Source organism: Flavobacterium sp. IC2-16, from assembly GCF_055521455.1.
This window is the reverse complement of sequence record NZ_CM145480.1, coordinates 1,008,636-1,024,967: the sequence shown is the minus strand read 5'-3', so window position 1 is coordinate 1,024,967 and position 16,332 is coordinate 1,008,636. Positions and strand designations below refer to the sequence as shown.

Sequence of the window (16,332 nt, the reverse complement as noted above, 5' to 3'; positions counted from 1 at the left end):
ATTGTATTTTTGATAATCAGATAAATAACAACACTATATAAAATTATATACCGATGATTTTAGAAATGAAAGTCCCTTCACCAGGGGAATCAATCAAGGAGGTAGAAATTGCTACTTGGTTAGTTAAAGATGGAGATTATGTAGAAAAAGACCAAGCGATTGCTGAGGTTGATTCTGATAAAGCTACTTTAGAGTTACCGGCTGAAATGAGCGGAATTATTACGCTTAAAGCAGAAGAAGGTGATACAGTTGCCGTTGGTGCCGTAGTTTGTTTAATCGATACGAGCGCAGCAAAACCAGAAGGGGGTTCTGCTCCAGTTGCAGATGCACCAAAAACAGAAGAGAAAAAAGTTGAAGCACCAAAAGCAGCACCAGCTCAAGAAGCAACGTATGCTACTGGTTCGGCTTCTCCGGCGGCTAAAAAAATATTAGCTGAAAAAAATATCCAACCTTCAGATGTTGTAGGTTCTGGTAAAGGCGGTAGAATTACTCATGAAGATGCAGTAAATGCAGTGCCTTCTATGGGAACTCCAACAGGTGGTTCTCGTGGTTCAGAAAGAACTAAATTATCCATGTTGCGTCGTAAAGTAGCTGAGCGTTTAGTGGCAGCTAAAAACGAAACAGCAATGCTTACAACGTTCAACGAAGTTGATATGACTGCAATTTATGCATTGCGTGATCAATATAAAGAGGAGTTTAAAAACAAACACGGTGTAGGATTAGGCTTTATGTCTTTCTTCACTAAAGCGGTAACTCGTGCTTTACAATTGTATCCAGATGTGAATTCTATGATTGATGGTCAAGAAAAAATCTCATACGATTTCTGTGATATTTCTGTTGCAGTATCTGGACCAAAAGGTTTAATGGTTCCGGTTATGCGTAATGCTGAGTTATTATCATTCCGTGGTGTAGAAGCTGAAATCAAACGTTTGGCGTTACGTGCTCGTGACGGACAAATTACGGTTGATGAAATGACAGGCGGTACATTTACTATTTCTAACGGAGGTGTATTTGGTTCGATGTTGTCGACTCCAATTATTAATCCACCACAGTCAGGAATTTTAGGAATGCACAATGTGGTTGATAGAGCTATTGTGAAAAACGGACAAATTGTTATTGCTCCAGTAATGTTTGTGGCATTATCGTACGATCACAGAATCATCGACGGACGTGAGTCGGTTGGATTCTTAGTAGCTGTTAAAGAAGCATTAGAAAATCCTGTAGAAATTTTGATGGATAACAATCCTAAAAAAGCATTAGAATTATAGTTAATGCAAAATAGGGGAGTAATCTCTTAATAAATAAAATCCCGTTTAGTTGTCTAAACGGGATTTTTTGTTTCTTTGCGAATCAGACGTTATTTATGAAAGAAAGTAAAAAGCAAGCTGCCATCGGTTTTATCTTCATTACCATGTTGATTGATATTATTGGATGGGGAATCATCATACCAGTAATTCCAAAGTTAATTTCCGAACTTATTCATGGCGACATAAGTGAAGCTTCCAAATATGGAGGTTGGCTTACTTTTGCTTATGCTATTACGCAATTTGTTTTTGCACCTTTAATTGGGAATTTGAGTGATAAATTCGGAAGAAGAACCATTATTTTAATTTCCTTATTTGGATTTTCTATCGATTATTTGTTTTTGGCAATTGCACCTACCATTACATGGCTTTTTGTGGGAAGAATTGTTGCGGGGATTACTGGGGCTAGTATTACCACGGCTTCTGCCTATATTGCCGATATCAGTACTCCTGAAAATCGAGCGAAGAATTTCGGAATGATTGGAGCTGCTTTTGGTTTAGGCTTTATTATAGGTCCTGTTTTAGGGGGTTTATTAGGACAATATGGTTCAAGGGTTCCGTTTTATGCTGCCGCGGTTTTGTGTTTGTTGAATTTTCTGTATGGCTATTTTATCCTTCCGGAATCACTCAGTAAAGAAAATCGCAGGGCATTCGACTGGAAAAAAGCCAATCCAATCACTGCTTTTTTAAATCTGAAAAAATATCCTTCGTTGATTGCCTTAGTAGTTTCTATCTTTTTATTGTATGTAGGATCTCATGCCGTGCACAGCAATTGGAATTATTTCACAATGTATCGTTTTAATTGGGATGAAAAGATGGTTGGAATTTCGTTAGGTGTGATTGGTCTTTTGGTAGCTTTGGTACAAGGTGGTTTGATTCGTTGGGTTAATCCGAAAATTGGAAATGAAAAAAGTATTTATGTTGGTTTGGGGTTATATACTTTCGGAATGTTTTTGTTTGCTATTGCTTCGCAAAGCTGGATGATGTTTGCTTTTTTAGTTCCTTATTGCTTAGGAGGTATAGCGGGTCCTGCTTTACAATCCATTATTACAAGCAAAGTGCCCGTTACCGAACAAGGTGAAATTCAAGGCACATTAACCAGTTTAATGAGTGCTTCTGCTATTGTAGGGCCGCCTTTAATGACCAATACCTTTTATTTTTTCACGCATAAAGAGGCCCCGTTTGAATTTGCCGGCGCTCCCTTTTTGTTGGGAGGCGTTTTAATGCTAATCAGTTGTTTTGTGGCTTATCGCGCTTTACGATTAAAATATTAAATAAAAAAATCCCGTTTAATTTAAACGGGATTTTTTTATTCTAATCCATTGATAACATTGGTTAGCTGTGTTGCAGTTACTGTTTGCATCTCGTTGGCGTAAAAAACAACTTGATGATTTTCAGTTAAAATTTCATTCTGTTTTATGGTATAAATGTATTTGCCATTGTTCTCAGAAACATAAATCAAATGACATTCCGTTCCTACTGGATAAGTGCCATTTATAGTTCCTAAAGCATTTGCATTGTTTTTTAGCGCAATATAAACCATTCCGTTATTTAGATTATATTGTTCAGGGAGAAATGCCGAAATAGACGTATTTGGAGTTGTATTACTAAGTGAAGTGCCGCAATTAAACCATCCAAAATTGCTTATGGTGATAGTATAAGCTTCAGTAAGCGGGTCTGAGGGCAGCGTTCCAATAGTAAAATCGAAGAAGTTGCTTGGAGTTTGCCAGATTAGTTCATTGGTAGCATCAATATTCCCTTCGAATAAAGTCATTGTATTGTTTGTTCCGCCAGTAAGTGAAGTAGGAATTGAAACCGTTATAGTGCAATTTAGCGTTAACGGCTCTCCGTTTTGGTATGCATTTATGAGAAATTCACCACCGGATTGTAATACATGTTTTTCTGTACTACTAAGTTCCATGGTTGTTTTGTTTGTTGCTAACATGTTTCCTTTGCCAAAAACTTCAACAAATTCAATAGCTACAGCTCCAGTAATAGGTTGATTGTTCAACTGTAAACAGCTTCCATCTATAGAAAATTCAACACCATTGGTAGTTGTAAAAGTAGTTAGGCCGTCTTCTGCATTCATTTGAAATTCTTGTTTTTGGTTTGCCAATTCCGTTTCAAATAATGCTTGAAATGCCTCTGGAGATGGTCCGGTAACAGGAATTATTTTGTTGTTTTCATCGGTACACGATACCAAGAATAGCACTAAAAGACTGTAAAAAAAAGTTTTCATGTAAGCGGTCTTAAACATAATAATGTAAAAATAAGAAAAGCAAGCGGGTTCTTATCGTTTTAAATATAAATAATGATTGTGGTAATCAATTATAGCTTTTCCTTTTAATAAAACATCGGCGCCAATTATGCCGTGAACAGGCTTGGCTTTGTATTGCTGTAATGCTAAATTAACATGCGACATATCGAAAATAATAACTTGAAAGTCATTATAATGCCATCGTGATAGTTGTAACGTATTGTTAAGCGCAGTTTGCGTTATCATGTCTACAGCGCCAGCTCCAGCTGCTTTAGTGGATGATTTTTCAGCATGGACCTTAAAATGAGCTACGTTTTCAAATCCGATGCAACTGTTTGAAGCGCCAGTATCCAAGATAAAATTACCAGCCACACCATTAATCTTTGCTTTAATAAGAAGATGTTGGGTTTTTGAAATTTTAAATTTTATTTTTTGGTATCCTGCTGTTTTTAAAACATGCTGTAGGTTTTCCATTGAAGTTTTATTTTAATAAAATTCGCTCTAAGATATATTTTTTCCAATAAAAAATCCTAACGGTTTAGGTTAGGATTTTGAGTGTATGATTAAGGAGATAAATTATAATTGCGGACCAGCTGCAACTAAATTTTTACCTTCTTCGTTGTCGGTATACTGAACGAAATTCTTAACGAAACGACCTGCTAAATCTTCTGCTTTTGCCGACCATTCTGAAGCATCAGCATACGTATTTCTTGGGTCTAAAATTTCAGTGTTTACACCTTCTAAAGCTGTAGGAACTTCTAAATTAAATACAGGAATCACTGTAGTTTCAGCTTTCTCTAATGAACCATCTAAAATTCTGTCGATGATAGCACGAGTATCTTTAATAGAAATACGCTTACCAGTTCCGTTCCATCCGGTGTTTACCATATAAGCAGTAGCATTGTGCTCTTCCATTTTTTTAACCAATTCTTCACCATATTTAGTTGGGTGTAAGCATAAGAACGCTTTGCCAAAACAAGCTGAGAATGTTGGCTCTGGTTGAGTTACTCCTCTTTCAGTACCAGCTAATTTTGCCGTAAATCCAGATAAGAAATAATATTTAGTTTGTTCAGGAGATAATTTAGAAACTGGAGGCATAACTCCGAAAGCATCTGCAGTTAAGAAAATAACTTTAGAAGCATGACCTGCTTTAGAAACAGGTTTTACAATATTTTCAATATGATCAATCGGGTAGGATACACGAGTATTTTGAGTTACCGATCCATCTTTAAAATCGATTACACCGTTAGCGTCAAGTGTTACGTTTTCTAATAAAGCGTCACGTTTGATAGCGCCATAAATATCCGGCTCATTTTCTTTACTTAAGTCGATTGTTTTTGCATAACAACCTCCTTCAAAGTTAAACACGCCATCGTTGTCCCATCCGTGCTCATCATCTCCAATCAATTCGCGTTTTGGATCTGTAGAAAGCGTGGTTTTTCCAGTTCCAGATAAACCAAAGAAAACAGCAACATCACCAGCAGTACCTTTATTGGCTGAACAGTGCATAGAAGCTATTCCTTTTAATGGTAGGTAGTAGTTCATCATAGAGAACAACCCTTTTTTCATTTCACCACCATACCAAGTACCACCAATTAATTGAATTTTTTCAGTTAAGTTGAAGGCAATATATACATCGGAATTTAAACCGTGTGCTGCATAATCTTTGAAGCTGGTTTTTGAAGCATTCATTACAATGAAATCAGGTTCTCCAAAGTTGTCCAATTCAGCTTCTGTAGGACGGATAAACATATTTTTAACGAAGTGCGCCTGCCAAGCTACTTCCATAATGAAACGCACTTTTAAGCGAGTATCTTCATTTGCACCGCAAAAAGCATCAACTACATATAGTTTTTTGTTTGAAAGCTGTGAAACTGTAGTTTGTTTTAAGGCATTCCATGTGTCTTGAGAAATAGGTTTGTTATCGTTAACCGCTTTTTCAGATGTCCACCAAATAGTATCTTTTGTAACATCATCTTTAACAATATATTTGTCTTTAGGAGAACGACCGGTAAATACTCCAGTCATTACGTTAACTGCACCTAATTCTGATAGTTGTCCCTTTTCAAAACCTTCCAACGACGGATTTAATTCTTCATTATATAAGAAATCATACGATGGATTATGAATAATTTCAACAGTATTATTAATCCCGTATTTTTCTAATGAAATTGATTTGGTAACATTCATAATGTGTTGTTTGTATGTTTTAAGAACGCAAAATTAAAAATTTAATTTCATATATGTTTTTTTTAACCAATTATTCTACTTTTTTACCCATATTTTTGATTAAAAGTACACTCCAACCTATAATTAAAAGTAACCCTCCAATGGGTGTGATTGGGCTAATTGCTTTTGTGTTGAGGTTTGTGAGCGATGCCGTTGCTAATAAGTAGATTGAACCCGAAAAGAAAAGTACTCCTACTACAATTATTGCTAAGGCAGTTTTTTTGGTTTTGTCTGTAAAAAAATTAGAATTTGCTACAAAAAGCAGTAATAAGGCATGATACATTTGGTATCTCACACCGGTTTCGAAAGTTTCAAGTTGTGTAGATGTAAGAACTTCTTTTAGCTTATGCGCTCCAAAAGCACCTAAAATGATTGCTGTAACACCCATTGTCAGGGCGATTGTGATTATTTTTTTATTCATGATAATATACTATAAAACAAATTTATTAGTTATTGCTTAAACTAAACGAGTAGATTGTAAATAATTATACATTTGTAGCGAATTTTTATACTTTATGAAAAAGAAATATTTTATTCTTTGCTTATTCGTTGTTTGTGGATTTATGCCATTAACAGCACAAACCGTTAAATCGGGTGAAAAATTAGTTTTTTCAGGTTCGTACAATATGGGTGGGTTAATGACACAATTGGCTCAGGTAACTTTAGAAGCAGATGATGTGTCAACATCTAAAAACAAATACTTGCATTTGAGTTGTCAAGCGGCAACATATAGCAAATGGGATACCTTTTTTAAAATCCGTGATTTGTATGAGTCGTATGTAAATCCAGCTACGTTTAGCCCTAATTTATATAAGCGAAATATTAGCGAAGGCGGTTATACCAAAAAAGAAAAATACGTTTTTAAAAATAATGGAACTTCAATAACCAGCACGGTAAATAAAAAGAACATGCCCGAAAGGCAACAAACTTTTGCTATAAAAAATAAAAGCATTGATGTGGTTTCTTTATTGTATAAGATACGCACGTTAGATTACAGTAAAATGAAAGTCGGACAAATTTTTTCGTTCAGTATTGTTTTTGATGAGAGAGAAATTCCGGTTTCTATTAAGTTTATGGGGAAAGAATCAATGAGCGCTGGAAATTTAGGACAAAAAGACTGCTATAAAATTGCGATTACGGCTAAAACAGATGCGTTAAAAGGGAAAGATAAAAATCTTATTTATATGACGGCCGATGCTAAAAAGATTCCGGTGTTAATTAAATTTAGCATTCCGGTTGGTACAGGACAATTAGCATTAACATCAGCAACCGGACTTTAAATTATCAGATTATGAGAAAAACAACTTTGATTTTAGGATTTGTATTTGCGTTATTAAGTATCGTTTTTTCAGTACTTCCATTAGGTACAATTGCTTTGTTGCCTATCGGAATTGCTATTGTAATGTTATTGATTGCTATAAAGAAATCCGATGTGAATCAAAAGAAAATGCCAAAGATGTTGCTAATCATATCGGCCTTGTGTTTGGTATATGTGCTTGGCAAACAATTTTTGGTAAAAGAAGAAGTGGCTCAAGATGCTCAGTTTGAAAAAACAATTGAAGAGTCTAAAAAAGAAGACCAAAAAGAATTGGAGCAACTCGAAAACGATTTAGAATAACAGTAAAACTCATGAAAATTTCATGAGTTTTTTGTTTGTATATGCGCTACGGTTTTTATTGCAAATTCTTACCTTTGTGGGCAATTGCAAAAAATCATGAGAAATATTCTGATTATTGGAGCAGGTCGTTCGGCCTCTTCACTTATAAAATATCTTTTAGATAAGTCTGATAAAGAAAATCTTCACCTTACTATTGGTGATTTGTCGTTGGAACTAGCGCAACGTAAAACAAAAAATCATCCTAATGCTACCGCAATAGCTTTAGATATTCATAATGTGGCACAACGCCAAGCAGAAATTCAAAAGGCTGATATTGTTATTTCGATGTTGCCTGCTTTTATGCACATAGAAGTTGCGAAAGACTGTGTTACGTATAAAAAACATATGGTTACGGCTTCATATATTTCTGAGGCGATGCAAGATTTAGATGCCGATGTTAAGGCGAATAATCTTGTTTTTATGAATGAAATTGGTTTGGATCCGGGTATTGACCACATGAGTGCTATGAAAGTTCTTGATGAAATTCGTGACAAAGGCGGTAAAATAGTATTATTTGAATCGTTTTGTGGCGGCTTGGTTGCGCCTGAATCGGATACGAATTTGTGGAATTATAAATTTACTTGGAATCCAAGAAATGTAGTTTTGGCTGGACAAGGCGGTGCTGCAAAATTCATCCAAGAAGGTAAATACAAATACATTCCGTACCATAGATTATTCAGAAGAACCGAGTTTTTAGAAGTGGATGGCTTTGGTCGTTTTGAAGGATATGCTAACCGCGATTCATTGAAATACAGAAGTGTATATGGATTAGATGATGCGTTAACGGTATACCGAGGAACCATTCGAAGAGTAAGCTACTCAAAGGCTTGGGATATGTTTGTGCAATTAGGAATGACTGACGATACATACATAATTGATGATTCTGAATTAATGAGCAATCGCGAATTCGTGAATTTGTTTTTACCGTATCATCCCACAGATTCTATAGAAATTAAATTGCGTCATCAATTGAAAATTGATCAGGATGATGTAATGTGGGACAAGTTGGTGGAATTGGATATTTTTAATCCGGATAAAATAATCGGATTGAAAAACGCTACACCGGCGCAAATGCTAGAGAAGATTTTAACCGATAGTTGGACATTACAACCAGAAGATAAAGATATGATTGTTATGTATCATAAATTTGGTTACGAAATGCACGGCGAAAAGAAACAAATCGATTCTACTATGGTTTGTATTGGTGAAGACCAGACGTATACAGCTATGGCAAAAACGGTTGGTTTACCTGTAGCCATGGCTACTTTGCAAATTTTGAATGGAAATATTACAACACCGGGTGTGCAGTTGCCAATTCGAAAAGAGGTTTATGTGCCTATTTTGAAAGAACTAGAAGAATATGGCGTTGTTTTTAATGATAAAACGGTTCCGTATAAAGGATACAATTAAAAAAAGCCTCGTAAGAGGCTTTTTTTATGAGGCTTTGGAAAGCTTTTGTTTTTTGTTTATCTCGTCCAAAAGTTTGCGTTGTATTTTAAGCTCACGCTCCATAGCGCTTCTTTTATAATTGTCGAATTCGTCTTGCAAATCGTTTAAGAGCTCTTGCGATTTTAGATTTACTTTATTTGCATTAACAAATTTTCGATATACCAATCCTATCGTTACCAATAGAAATAAAAGTAACGACGTTACGATAACAGTATAGGATTGTTTAGAAACCGTCATCCCTAAAAAACTCATTTGATTTTGCGCTTGGTTGTTTGCTTCAATTTGTTGTTGAAGGTTAATTAACTCCAATTTAGCTTGTTCAAAGTCTTTAGAATTTCTTGAAAGCGCCGATTTCGCCCTAAGTAATTCATCTTCCGAATTTGCAATTAAAGCTAAGATGTTCTCTCGCAAGGCTTCTAATGACAGTTTTTTAACAAGTTTCACATCTTGATAATTGGCAGAAGTAGTCAGTAATGTATTAATTTGATTTTCTACTAATGATTTTGAAACTAGAGTTTCTTCAGTAGTCTCAATATTTTTTACAGGAGAAGCCAATAGGTTTTGTAGTGACATTATTGCCACAAAACAAAAAATTAGGTTAAGCTTTTTCATTTTACCAGGTTTTGGGGTTACTGTGTAATTTGATTGTATATTATAGATGCGTCATTTTTTCACACTTTTGATTGTTTTTAATTAAAATTGATTATTTTTATCATAAATAATTGAATTTATAATAAAATAACTTTCATATTATATTGTATGAGACAAAATCACTTACAAATTGAAATCGACGGTATAGATAAGCAAATCCTTCGCGAGCTTATGGAAGATGCCCGAAAGCCGATATTGCAGATTGCTAATAAAATAGGAATTTCGGGAGCGGCTATTCATCAACGCTTGCGAAAATTGGAACAAGCCAAAATAATTTCGGGATCAAAGTTTATGGTAAATACCAAAGTATTGGGATATAGCACGATGGCTTTTGTGGGGATTTATTTGGATAAGGCGGCTCGAAACCCAGAAGCGGTAAAAGAACTTAAGAAGATTCCGGAAGTTCTGGAATGTCATTATACTACTGGAAACTGGAGTATTTTGATTAAAATGTTGTGTAAAGACAACGAACATTTAATGCAGTTGCTGAATAAAAAAATTCAAGCAATTGATGGAGTATCGCGTACGGAAACCTTTATTTCACTAGAACAACAAATTGAACGTCAGATACAGTTATAGTTTTTAAGAAGTTTGCAAAAACAAAAAGCAGTCAACTATTTAGCCCCGACAGTAGCGGCACCGTGTAGAGCGCATGGCGGGAGTAAGGATTGCTGACCCAACCAAACTATTTGCTTCAAAAAAAAATCCGCTACTATTTGTAACGAATTTGTTGTTTTATTTAGGAAGATTAATCTCTTCTGCCCAGAATTTGCATGGCCCAATATAGTAAGGATGCTAAGGCACCTAAAGCGGCAACGACATAAGTTCTTGCGGCCCATTTTAAGGCGTCTTCGGCTCCGGCAAATTCTTCTTGACTTAACATGTTTTTGTTTTTTAGCCAAGCTAAGGCACGATTACTAGCATCGTATTCTACCGGTAATGTAACAAAACTGAATACCGTTGCAATTGCCATTAAAACCAATCCGGCTAAGGCTACATAAAAACCTATTGAGGATTTGGCTCCAAAACCAAGAAGTAGGCCTCCCATGATAAGCCATTGCGACATAGACGATGAAATATTCACCATAGGAACCATTTTAGATCGCATGGTCAACCATTGGTACGCGTGTGCGTGTTGTACGGCATGACCGCATTCGTGAGCGGCAACAGCTGCGGCTGCGGCATTTCGTTGATTGTACACGGCTTCGCTTAAGTTGACAGTTTTGTTTGCCGGGTTGTAATGGTCGGTTAATTGTCCGGGTGTGGAAATTACTTTCACATCGTAAATACCATTATCGGCTAACATTTTTTCAGCTATTTCGGCACCAGACATTCCGTTTCGTAAATGAATTTTGGAATATTGCGCGAATTTGCTTTTCAATCGCGAGCTAACTAAAAAACTCGCCAGAGCAATAGCTCCCAATAAAATATAATATCCTAACATTGTTTTTTATTTACTTTTTATATAACCTTTTCTGCAAACGATGCGCCAATTTTTAAAAAATGACAGTTTGACATTAGTTTATAGTTATACGTAAAAATTGAAAAATGTTACAAAAAGAAATCCCAAATTTCCGGTCACTGAGCTTGATGAAGTGGAAATTTGGGATTTTTATATTTTTGGAATTAAAACTATCCTACCAAATTGATAATTTTTCCAGGAACGATAATTACTTTATTTGGCGTTCTTCCTTGTAATTGGTTTTGTGTTCTTTCATCGGCCATTACAATTTCTTCAATTTGCGCAGCTGTTAAATCCAATGGTAATTTAATTGTAAAACGCATTTTTCCATTGAAAGAAACAGGATATTCTTTTTCGCTTTCCACTAAATATTTTGCTTCGAATTTAGGGAAAGCAACTGTTGAAATAGAACCTTCATGACCTAAAGCACTCCACAATTCTTCAGCAATGTGAGGCGCATAAGGCGAAACTAAAACCGCTAACGGCTCTAAAATAGCTCTGTGATTGCATTTTAATTGCGATAATTCGTTTACACAAATCATGAACTGTGAAACCGAAGTGTTAAACGAGAAATTCTCGATATCTTCTGTTACTTTTTTAATGGTTTTGTGTAACGATTTGTACATATCAGCCGTTGGTTCGTCTTCTTTTACAACAGATCCATTATCATCAAAATACAAACGCCATAACTTTTTCAAGAAACCAGAAACCCCAGTAATACCAGCCGTATTCCAAGGTTTTGCTTGTTCTAATGGTCCTAAGAACATTTCATATAAACGTAAGGTATCGGCACCGTATTCTTCACAAATATCATCTGGATTGACTACATTGTATTTCGATTTCGACATTTTTTCCACTTCGCGACCAACAATGTATTTTCCATCTTCTCTAATAAATTCAGCATCTTTATAATCTGAATATAAAGGATGTGCTTTGAATTTTTCAATGTCTAATTCGTTGGTGATGTCATTGATACAAGATAAATCAACGTGACTCTTTTGAATATAAAAATTAGGTTCATATCCTTGAAAAACCTCTTTATTCTTTTCATAAAAAACACCTAAAAGATATCCAAACATTTCACTGTCAAATTCATCAGTCATATAACCCCACAATTTTGTGTTATCTGATTTTTCTTGTAGTTTTTTATAATATTTATATGAAACTAAATAAGGCTTTTCAAATTCAACAAGATGCATTTCTTGATTAAATTCTCCTTCATTCTTTTGGTAATAAGGCATGATTTTATAGAAGAATGCTGAATTCCCCAAAATCATTCCTTGATTGATTAATTTTTTGAATGGTTCTTCTGTTGGTGCAACACCTCTGTCTTTTAAGAATTTATTCCAGAAACGAGAATACAATAAATGTCCGGTTGCATGCTCGCTTCCACCAATATATAAATCTACATTTTCCCAATATTTCAATGCATCAGCACTAGCAAATTCATTCTCGTTATGCGCATCCATATAACGCATCCAATACCAAGAAGAACCTGCCCAACCTGGCATTGTGTTTAGTTCAAGTGGAAACACATTTATGTTATCTATTAACTGATTACTAACCACTGAACACTGTTCAATGTCCCAAGCCCAAACGGTTGCATTTCCTAATGGTGGTTGACCATCTTCTGTTGGCAAATATTTTTCAACCTCTGGTAAAACAATTGGCAAGTGTTTTTTGTCAATCATTTGTGGCAAACCATTTACATAATACACTGGAAAAGGTTCACCCCAATATCTTTGACGAGAGAAAACCGCATCGCGTAAACGATAATTTACTTTGGCTTTTCCTGCTCCTATTTTTTCTAACTCTTCAATTACTTTTTTAGTTCCAGTTTTGTAATCCAATCCGTTTAAGAAATCAGATTCCACTAATTCAAAACCACTTTTTTCACCAAAAGCTGCTTCAGAAATATCTTGATTGAAAATATTTTTAATCGCTGGCATTCCGTTTGTTCCTTTGAAGAAATTTGCGAAAGCATAATCGCGCTCATCACCACAAGGAACCGCCATAACCGCTCCCGTTCCGTAACCTGCTAACACGTAATCGCCAATCCAAACCGGAATAGGTTCTTTTGTAAATGGATGTTCGGCATAAGCTCCCGTGAAAACTCCTGAAATGGTTTTAACATCTGCCATACGCTCTCTTTCCGAACGTTTTGCAGTTGCTTCAATATAAGCGTTAACTGCTTCTTTTTGTTCTGGAGTTGTAATTTGCGAAACCAATTCGTGTTCTGGCGCTAACGTCATAAACGTAACACCAAAAATCGTATCAGGACGGGTTGTAAAAACATCAATAACTGCATCGTGATTTTTTACTATGAAAGTTACCGCAGCTCCAACCGATTTTCCAATCCAGTTACGTTGCGATTCTTTAATCGATTCACTCCAATCAATCGTTTCTAAACCTTGTAACAAACGCTCTGCATAAGCTGAAATTCGCATTGACCATTGTGTCATTTTTTTACGAATAACAGGATGTCCACCACGCTCCGAAACACCATTTACGATTTCGTCATTTGCTAAAACAGTTCCTAAAGCCGGGCACCAGTTTACTTCTGTTTCTGCTAAATACGTTAATCTATATTGTAATAAGATTTTTTGTTGCGCTTCAGAAGAAAATGCATTCCATTCAGCTGCTGTAAATGGCGTGATATTGTCATCACAAACCGCATTTACATTTGCGTTTCCTTCTGTTTGGAATTTTTCCACAAGAGTAGCAATATCTTCCGCTTGGTTGGTATCGTTGTTGTACCATGAATTGAACAATTGGATAAAAATCCATTGTGTCCATTTATAATAATCAGAATTTGAAGTACGTACTTCACGACTCCAATCGAATGAAAAACCAATTTTATCTAATTGCTCACGGTAACGTGCAATATTTTCTTTTGTTGTTTTTTCTGGATGTTGACCCGTTTGAATCGCATATTGTTCTGCTGGTAAACCAAAAGAATCATAACCTTGTGGGTGCAAAACATTGAATCCTTGATGTCTTTTATAACGAGCCACAATATCAGATGCAATATAACCTAGTGGATGCCCAACATGTAATCCTGCACCAGATGGATAAGGAAACATGTCTAATACATAATACTTTGGCTTTTCAGAATTATTTGATGCAGCAAAAGTTTTGTTTTCTGCCCAATATTGTTGCCATTTGGCTTCGATTTCGTTGTGGAAATATTTCATTCTTTATAGGTTGCTGAGTTACAATGTAACTGAGTTGCTAAGTTTTTTAAGGCGCAAATTTACATTATATTATAAGAAAGTTAAAACTTTGAGCGTTATAAAGGGGAAAAACGATTTTCTTTTTTAATTTTACGGCTTAAAATAGATTTTATGGCATCATCATTCGAGAAGTTTCAAAAAAGACGACTTATATCTTCCTATTTTTCTGTTATCCTAAGTATTTTTTTAGTACTGTTTCTTTTAGGAGCATTGGGGTTATTTGTAATCCATTCTGAAAAGATTTCCAATAGTTTTAAAGAAGATATTCCGATGTCGGTTTATTTTAAAGATGAAGCTAACGATTCCATTTTAAAAGCTTTCGATGCAAAATTGAAAGGTTCGAAGTATGTGAAAGATTATGTGTTTGTTTCTAAAGACGATGCAGCCAAAAACAATAAAGATATTGTAGGGGAAGATTTTTTAGAGTTTTTAGGGATGAACCCATTACCTAATTCGTTCGATATTCATCTAAAAGGCGAATATGTTGAAGCGGCAAAAATCAAGCAAATTGAAAGTGATATCAAAACTAACGATATGGTTTCGGAAGTGATTTACGACAAACGTTTGGTGGATTTGGCTAACGAGAATATCAAAAAAATCAGTTTTTGGATATTGGTTATTAGTGGGGTATTTGCTGTAATTTCCATGTTGCTTATTAATAGTTCATTACGTCTGTCGGTATATTCAAACCGATTTATTATCAAAACCATGCAAATGGTAGGAGCAACTAAATCGTTTATTCGTAAACCATTTATTTGGAGAGGTATTCGTTTAGGATTAATTGGTTCTGGATTGGCAATAATTGCATTGGTGACATTAACGTATTATGTTGATGGCTTGTTTCCGAGTTTAGGTATTGCTAAAGATTATGTCTCGATGGCAATAGTTTTAGGCGGTGTTTTAGCTGTTGGGATTATTATTACTTGGATTAGTACCTTTTTTGCAACCCAACGTTTTTTAAATTTAAGAACCGACGATCTTTATTAATTTAATCATTCAATTATTCGGGATGAAATTTTAAATTCCGAACTCAACATTATGGAAAACAAACAAAAACCCGATTTTCTTTTTGAAGATATAAATTATAAAATACTACTAATAGGTTTGGCTGTTATCGCATTTGGATTTATTTTAATGTCTGGTGGTGGTAGTGATAATCCAAAGGTTTGGAGTGATGCTATTTTTGATTTTAGAAGAATTCGATTAGCTCCAACTATGGTTCTTATTGGATTTGGAATTACAATTTATTCGATCTTTAAAAATTCCAATAAAAAGTAATGGATTTTTTTCAAGCCTTAATTATTGCCATTATTGAAGGGTTAACCGAATTTCTTCCGGTTTCTTCTACAGGTCACATGGTGTTTGCCAGTTCGTATTTTGGGATTCAAGAAGATGATTTCGTAAAATTATTCCAGGTTTCCATACAATTCGGAGCTATTTTAGCGGTAGTGGTTTTGTATTGGAAGAAGTTTTTTGATTTTTCGAAATTTAATTTTTTTATCAAATTGGCTTGTGCTGTCGTGCCGGCTTTAATTTTAGGTAAATTATTCGATGACAAAATTGAAGCGGTTCTTGGAAATCCAATCCCAATTGCAATTGTTTTAATTCTGGGTGGTGTTGTTTTACTTTTTGTAGACGGTTTTTTCAAAAATCCTGCAGTTGCAACCGAAGAAGAAATCACTGTTAAAAAAGCGGTAACTATTGGTTTTTGGCAATGTTTGGCCATGATGCCGGGTACTAGCCGTTCTGCAGCATCCATTATTGGGGGTATGCAACAAGGATTAACAAGACATGCTGCAGCCGAATTTTCTTTTTTTCTAGCTGTTCCCACAATGTTAGCCGTTACGTGTTATTCCGTTTTTTTAAAAACCTATGAGCATACGCAATTAAAAGGGTACGAATTGATTTTACAATCTTCAGATACCATAAAGATGTTTTTAATTGGAAATGTAGTGGCTTTTATTGTTGCGGTTTTAGCTATTAAATTCTTTATTGGGATTATCAAACAATACGGATTCAAACCATGGGGTTGGTACCGAATTGTGGTTGGCTTAGGACTTTTAATTTACTTTTCTTATATAAAATAAATT

The 16,332-nt window shown here is 35.1% G+C and carries 16 protein-coding genes; 9 read left to right on the top strand and 7 right to left on the bottom strand.

The window, feature by feature from the left end; translation table 11 throughout:
• Positions 1-53: 53 nt before the first annotated feature.
• Positions 54-1,268, top strand: coding sequence for a 2-oxoglutarate dehydrogenase complex dihydrolipoyllysine-residue succinyltransferase (gene odhB, locus ACZ1JT_RS04600; RefSeq protein ID WP_465094984.1), 1,215 nt, complete (start codon positions 54-56; stop codon positions 1,266-1,268).
• Between the two features lie 95 nt (positions 1,269-1,363).
• Positions 1,364-2,578 (top strand): TCR/Tet family MFS transporter, encoded by a 1,215-nt coding sequence (locus ACZ1JT_RS04595; protein ID WP_465094983.1) that lies wholly within the window; start codon positions 1,364-1,366, stop codon positions 2,576-2,578.
• Between the two features lie 35 nt (positions 2,579-2,613).
• On the opposite strand, the gene ACZ1JT_RS04590 is transcribed toward ACZ1JT_RS04595, so the two are convergent.
• The 4 genes from ACZ1JT_RS04590 to ACZ1JT_RS04575 all read right to left on the bottom strand — a co-directional run bounded on the left by ACZ1JT_RS04590 (position 2,614) and on the right by ACZ1JT_RS04575 (position 6,211).
• On the bottom strand, positions 2,614-3,543 hold the full coding sequence (locus ACZ1JT_RS04590) for a hypothetical protein (protein ID WP_465094982.1): 930 nt from the start codon (positions 3,541-3,543) through the stop codon (positions 2,614-2,616).
• A 51-nt stretch (positions 3,544-3,594) separates the two neighbouring features.
• Positions 3,595-4,035: a retropepsin-like aspartic protease gene (locus ACZ1JT_RS04585; RefSeq protein WP_465094981.1), complete on the bottom strand. Its 441-nt coding sequence runs from the start codon at positions 4,033-4,035 to the stop codon at positions 3,595-3,597.
• Positions 4,036-4,137: 102 nt separating this feature from the next.
• Positions 4,138-5,751 carry a phosphoenolpyruvate carboxykinase (ATP) gene (gene pckA / locus ACZ1JT_RS04580; RefSeq protein WP_465094980.1) on the bottom strand — a complete coding sequence of 538 codons (1,614 nt, stop codon included), beginning with the start codon at positions 5,749-5,751 and terminating at the stop codon, positions 4,138-4,140.
• A 70-nt stretch (positions 5,752-5,821) separates the two neighbouring features.
• Positions 5,822-6,211 (bottom strand): DUF423 domain-containing protein, encoded by a 390-nt coding sequence (locus ACZ1JT_RS04575; RefSeq protein WP_465094979.1) that lies wholly within the window; start codon positions 6,209-6,211, stop codon positions 5,822-5,824.
• Between the two features lie 94 nt (positions 6,212-6,305).
• Between ACZ1JT_RS04575 and ACZ1JT_RS04570 the strand changes: the two genes are divergently transcribed.
• The 3 genes from ACZ1JT_RS04570 to ACZ1JT_RS04560 all read left to right on the top strand — a co-directional run bounded on the left by ACZ1JT_RS04570 (position 6,306) and on the right by ACZ1JT_RS04560 (position 8,857).
• A complete protein-coding gene (locus ACZ1JT_RS04570; protein WP_465094978.1) occupies positions 6,306-7,070 on the top strand; it encodes a DUF3108 domain-containing protein in 765 nt (254 codons plus the stop codon).
• Positions 7,071-7,081: 11 nt separating this feature from the next.
• Complete coding sequence (locus ACZ1JT_RS04565; RefSeq protein WP_465094977.1) at positions 7,082-7,408, top strand: hypothetical protein; 327 nt, start codon at positions 7,082-7,084, stop codon at positions 7,406-7,408.
• Positions 7,409-7,504: 96 nt separating this feature from the next.
• On the top strand, positions 7,505-8,857 hold the full coding sequence (locus tag ACZ1JT_RS04560) for a saccharopine dehydrogenase family protein (RefSeq protein WP_465094976.1): 1,353 nt from the start codon (positions 7,505-7,507) through the stop codon (positions 8,855-8,857).
• 24 nt (positions 8,858-8,881) lie between these two features.
• On the opposite strand, the gene ACZ1JT_RS04555 is transcribed toward ACZ1JT_RS04560, so the two are convergent.
• Positions 8,882-9,508 (bottom strand): hypothetical protein, encoded by a 627-nt coding sequence (locus ACZ1JT_RS04555; RefSeq protein WP_465094975.1) that lies wholly within the window; start codon positions 9,506-9,508, stop codon positions 8,882-8,884.
• Positions 9,509-9,655: 147 nt separating this feature from the next.
• On the opposite strand from ACZ1JT_RS04555, the gene ACZ1JT_RS04550 reads away from it, so the two are divergent.
• The gene (locus ACZ1JT_RS04550; protein ID WP_465094974.1) at positions 9,656-10,126 is read left to right on the top strand and encodes an Lrp/AsnC ligand binding domain-containing protein; all 471 of its coding nucleotides are present in this window, start codon (positions 9,656-9,658) and stop codon (positions 10,124-10,126) included.
• Positions 10,127-10,295: 169 nt separating this feature from the next.
• On the opposite strand, the gene ACZ1JT_RS04545 is transcribed toward ACZ1JT_RS04550, so the two are convergent.
• Together ACZ1JT_RS04545 and ACZ1JT_RS04540 are read right to left on the bottom strand one after the other, a co-directional pair.
• Complete coding sequence (locus tag ACZ1JT_RS04545) at positions 10,296-10,991, bottom strand: zinc metallopeptidase (RefSeq protein ID WP_465094973.1); 696 nt, start codon at positions 10,989-10,991, stop codon at positions 10,296-10,298.
• Between the two features lie 188 nt (positions 10,992-11,179).
• Positions 11,180-14,203 carry a leucine--tRNA ligase gene (locus ACZ1JT_RS04540; RefSeq protein WP_465094972.1) on the bottom strand — a complete coding sequence of 1,008 codons (3,024 nt, stop codon included), beginning with the start codon at positions 14,201-14,203 and terminating at the stop codon, positions 11,180-11,182.
• A gap of 150 nt (positions 14,204-14,353) precedes the next feature.
• Here ACZ1JT_RS04540 and ACZ1JT_RS04535 point away from each other — a divergent pair, with 150 nt between their 5' ends.
• The 3 genes from ACZ1JT_RS04535 to ACZ1JT_RS04525 are packed head-to-tail and all read left to right on the top strand — an operon-like array spanning position 14,354 to position 16,329.
• A complete protein-coding gene (locus tag ACZ1JT_RS04535; protein ID WP_465094971.1) occupies positions 14,354-15,229 on the top strand; it encodes a cell division protein FtsX in 876 nt (291 codons plus the stop codon).
• A 51-nt stretch (positions 15,230-15,280) separates the two neighbouring features.
• A complete protein-coding gene (locus ACZ1JT_RS04530) occupies positions 15,281-15,520 on the top strand; it encodes a DUF3098 domain-containing protein (protein ID WP_465094970.1) in 240 nt (79 codons plus the stop codon).
• Positions 15,520-16,329, top strand: coding sequence for an undecaprenyl-diphosphate phosphatase (locus ACZ1JT_RS04525; protein ID WP_465094969.1), 810 nt, complete (start codon positions 15,520-15,522; stop codon positions 16,327-16,329). The genes ACZ1JT_RS04530 and ACZ1JT_RS04525 overlap by 1 nt, the downstream gene beginning before the upstream one ends.
• Positions 16,330-16,332 lie beyond the last annotated feature (3 nt).

What these genes read in the sequence shown, in the direction of transcription:
- odhB (WP_465094984.1), top strand. Translation starts at nt 54, where the DNA reads ATGATTTTAGAAATGAAAGTCCCTTCACCAGGGGAATCAATCAAGGAG.
- ACZ1JT_RS04595 (WP_465094983.1), top strand. Translation starts at nt 1,364, where the DNA reads ATGAAAGAAAGTAAAAAGCAAGCTGCCATCGGTTTTATCTTCATTACC.
- ACZ1JT_RS04590 (WP_465094982.1), bottom strand. Translation starts at nt 3,543, where the DNA reads ATGAAAACTTTTTTTTACAGTCTTTTAGTGCTATTCTTGGTATCGTGT.
- ACZ1JT_RS04585 (WP_465094981.1), bottom strand. Translation starts at nt 4,035, where the DNA reads ATGGAAAACCTACAGCATGTTTTAAAAACAGCAGGATACCAAAAAATA.
- pckA (WP_465094980.1), bottom strand. Translation starts at nt 5,751, where the DNA reads ATGAATGTTACCAAATCAATTTCATTAGAAAAATACGGGATTAATAAT.
- ACZ1JT_RS04575 (WP_465094979.1), bottom strand. Translation starts at nt 6,211, where the DNA reads ATGAATAAAAAAATAATCACAATCGCCCTGACAATGGGTGTTACAGCA.
- ACZ1JT_RS04570 (WP_465094978.1), top strand. Translation starts at nt 6,306, where the DNA reads ATGAAAAAGAAATATTTTATTCTTTGCTTATTCGTTGTTTGTGGATTT.
- ACZ1JT_RS04565 (WP_465094977.1), top strand. Translation starts at nt 7,082, where the DNA reads ATGAGAAAAACAACTTTGATTTTAGGATTTGTATTTGCGTTATTAAGT.
- ACZ1JT_RS04560 (WP_465094976.1), top strand. Translation starts at nt 7,505, where the DNA reads ATGAGAAATATTCTGATTATTGGAGCAGGTCGTTCGGCCTCTTCACTT.
- ACZ1JT_RS04555 (WP_465094975.1), bottom strand. Translation starts at nt 9,508, where the DNA reads ATGAAAAAGCTTAACCTAATTTTTTGTTTTGTGGCAATAATGTCACTA.
- ACZ1JT_RS04550 (WP_465094974.1), top strand. Translation starts at nt 9,656, where the DNA reads ATGAGACAAAATCACTTACAAATTGAAATCGACGGTATAGATAAGCAA.
- ACZ1JT_RS04545 (WP_465094973.1), bottom strand. Translation starts at nt 10,991, where the DNA reads ATGTTAGGATATTATATTTTATTGGGAGCTATTGCTCTGGCGAGTTTT.
- ACZ1JT_RS04540 (WP_465094972.1), bottom strand. Translation starts at nt 14,203, where the DNA reads ATGAAATATTTCCACAACGAAATCGAAGCCAAATGGCAACAATATTGG.
- ACZ1JT_RS04535 (WP_465094971.1), top strand. Translation starts at nt 14,354, where the DNA reads ATGGCATCATCATTCGAGAAGTTTCAAAAAAGACGACTTATATCTTCC.
- ACZ1JT_RS04530 (WP_465094970.1), top strand. Translation starts at nt 15,281, where the DNA reads ATGGAAAACAAACAAAAACCCGATTTTCTTTTTGAAGATATAAATTAT.
- ACZ1JT_RS04525 (WP_465094969.1), top strand. Translation starts at nt 15,520, where the DNA reads ATGGATTTTTTTCAAGCCTTAATTATTGCCATTATTGAAGGGTTAACC.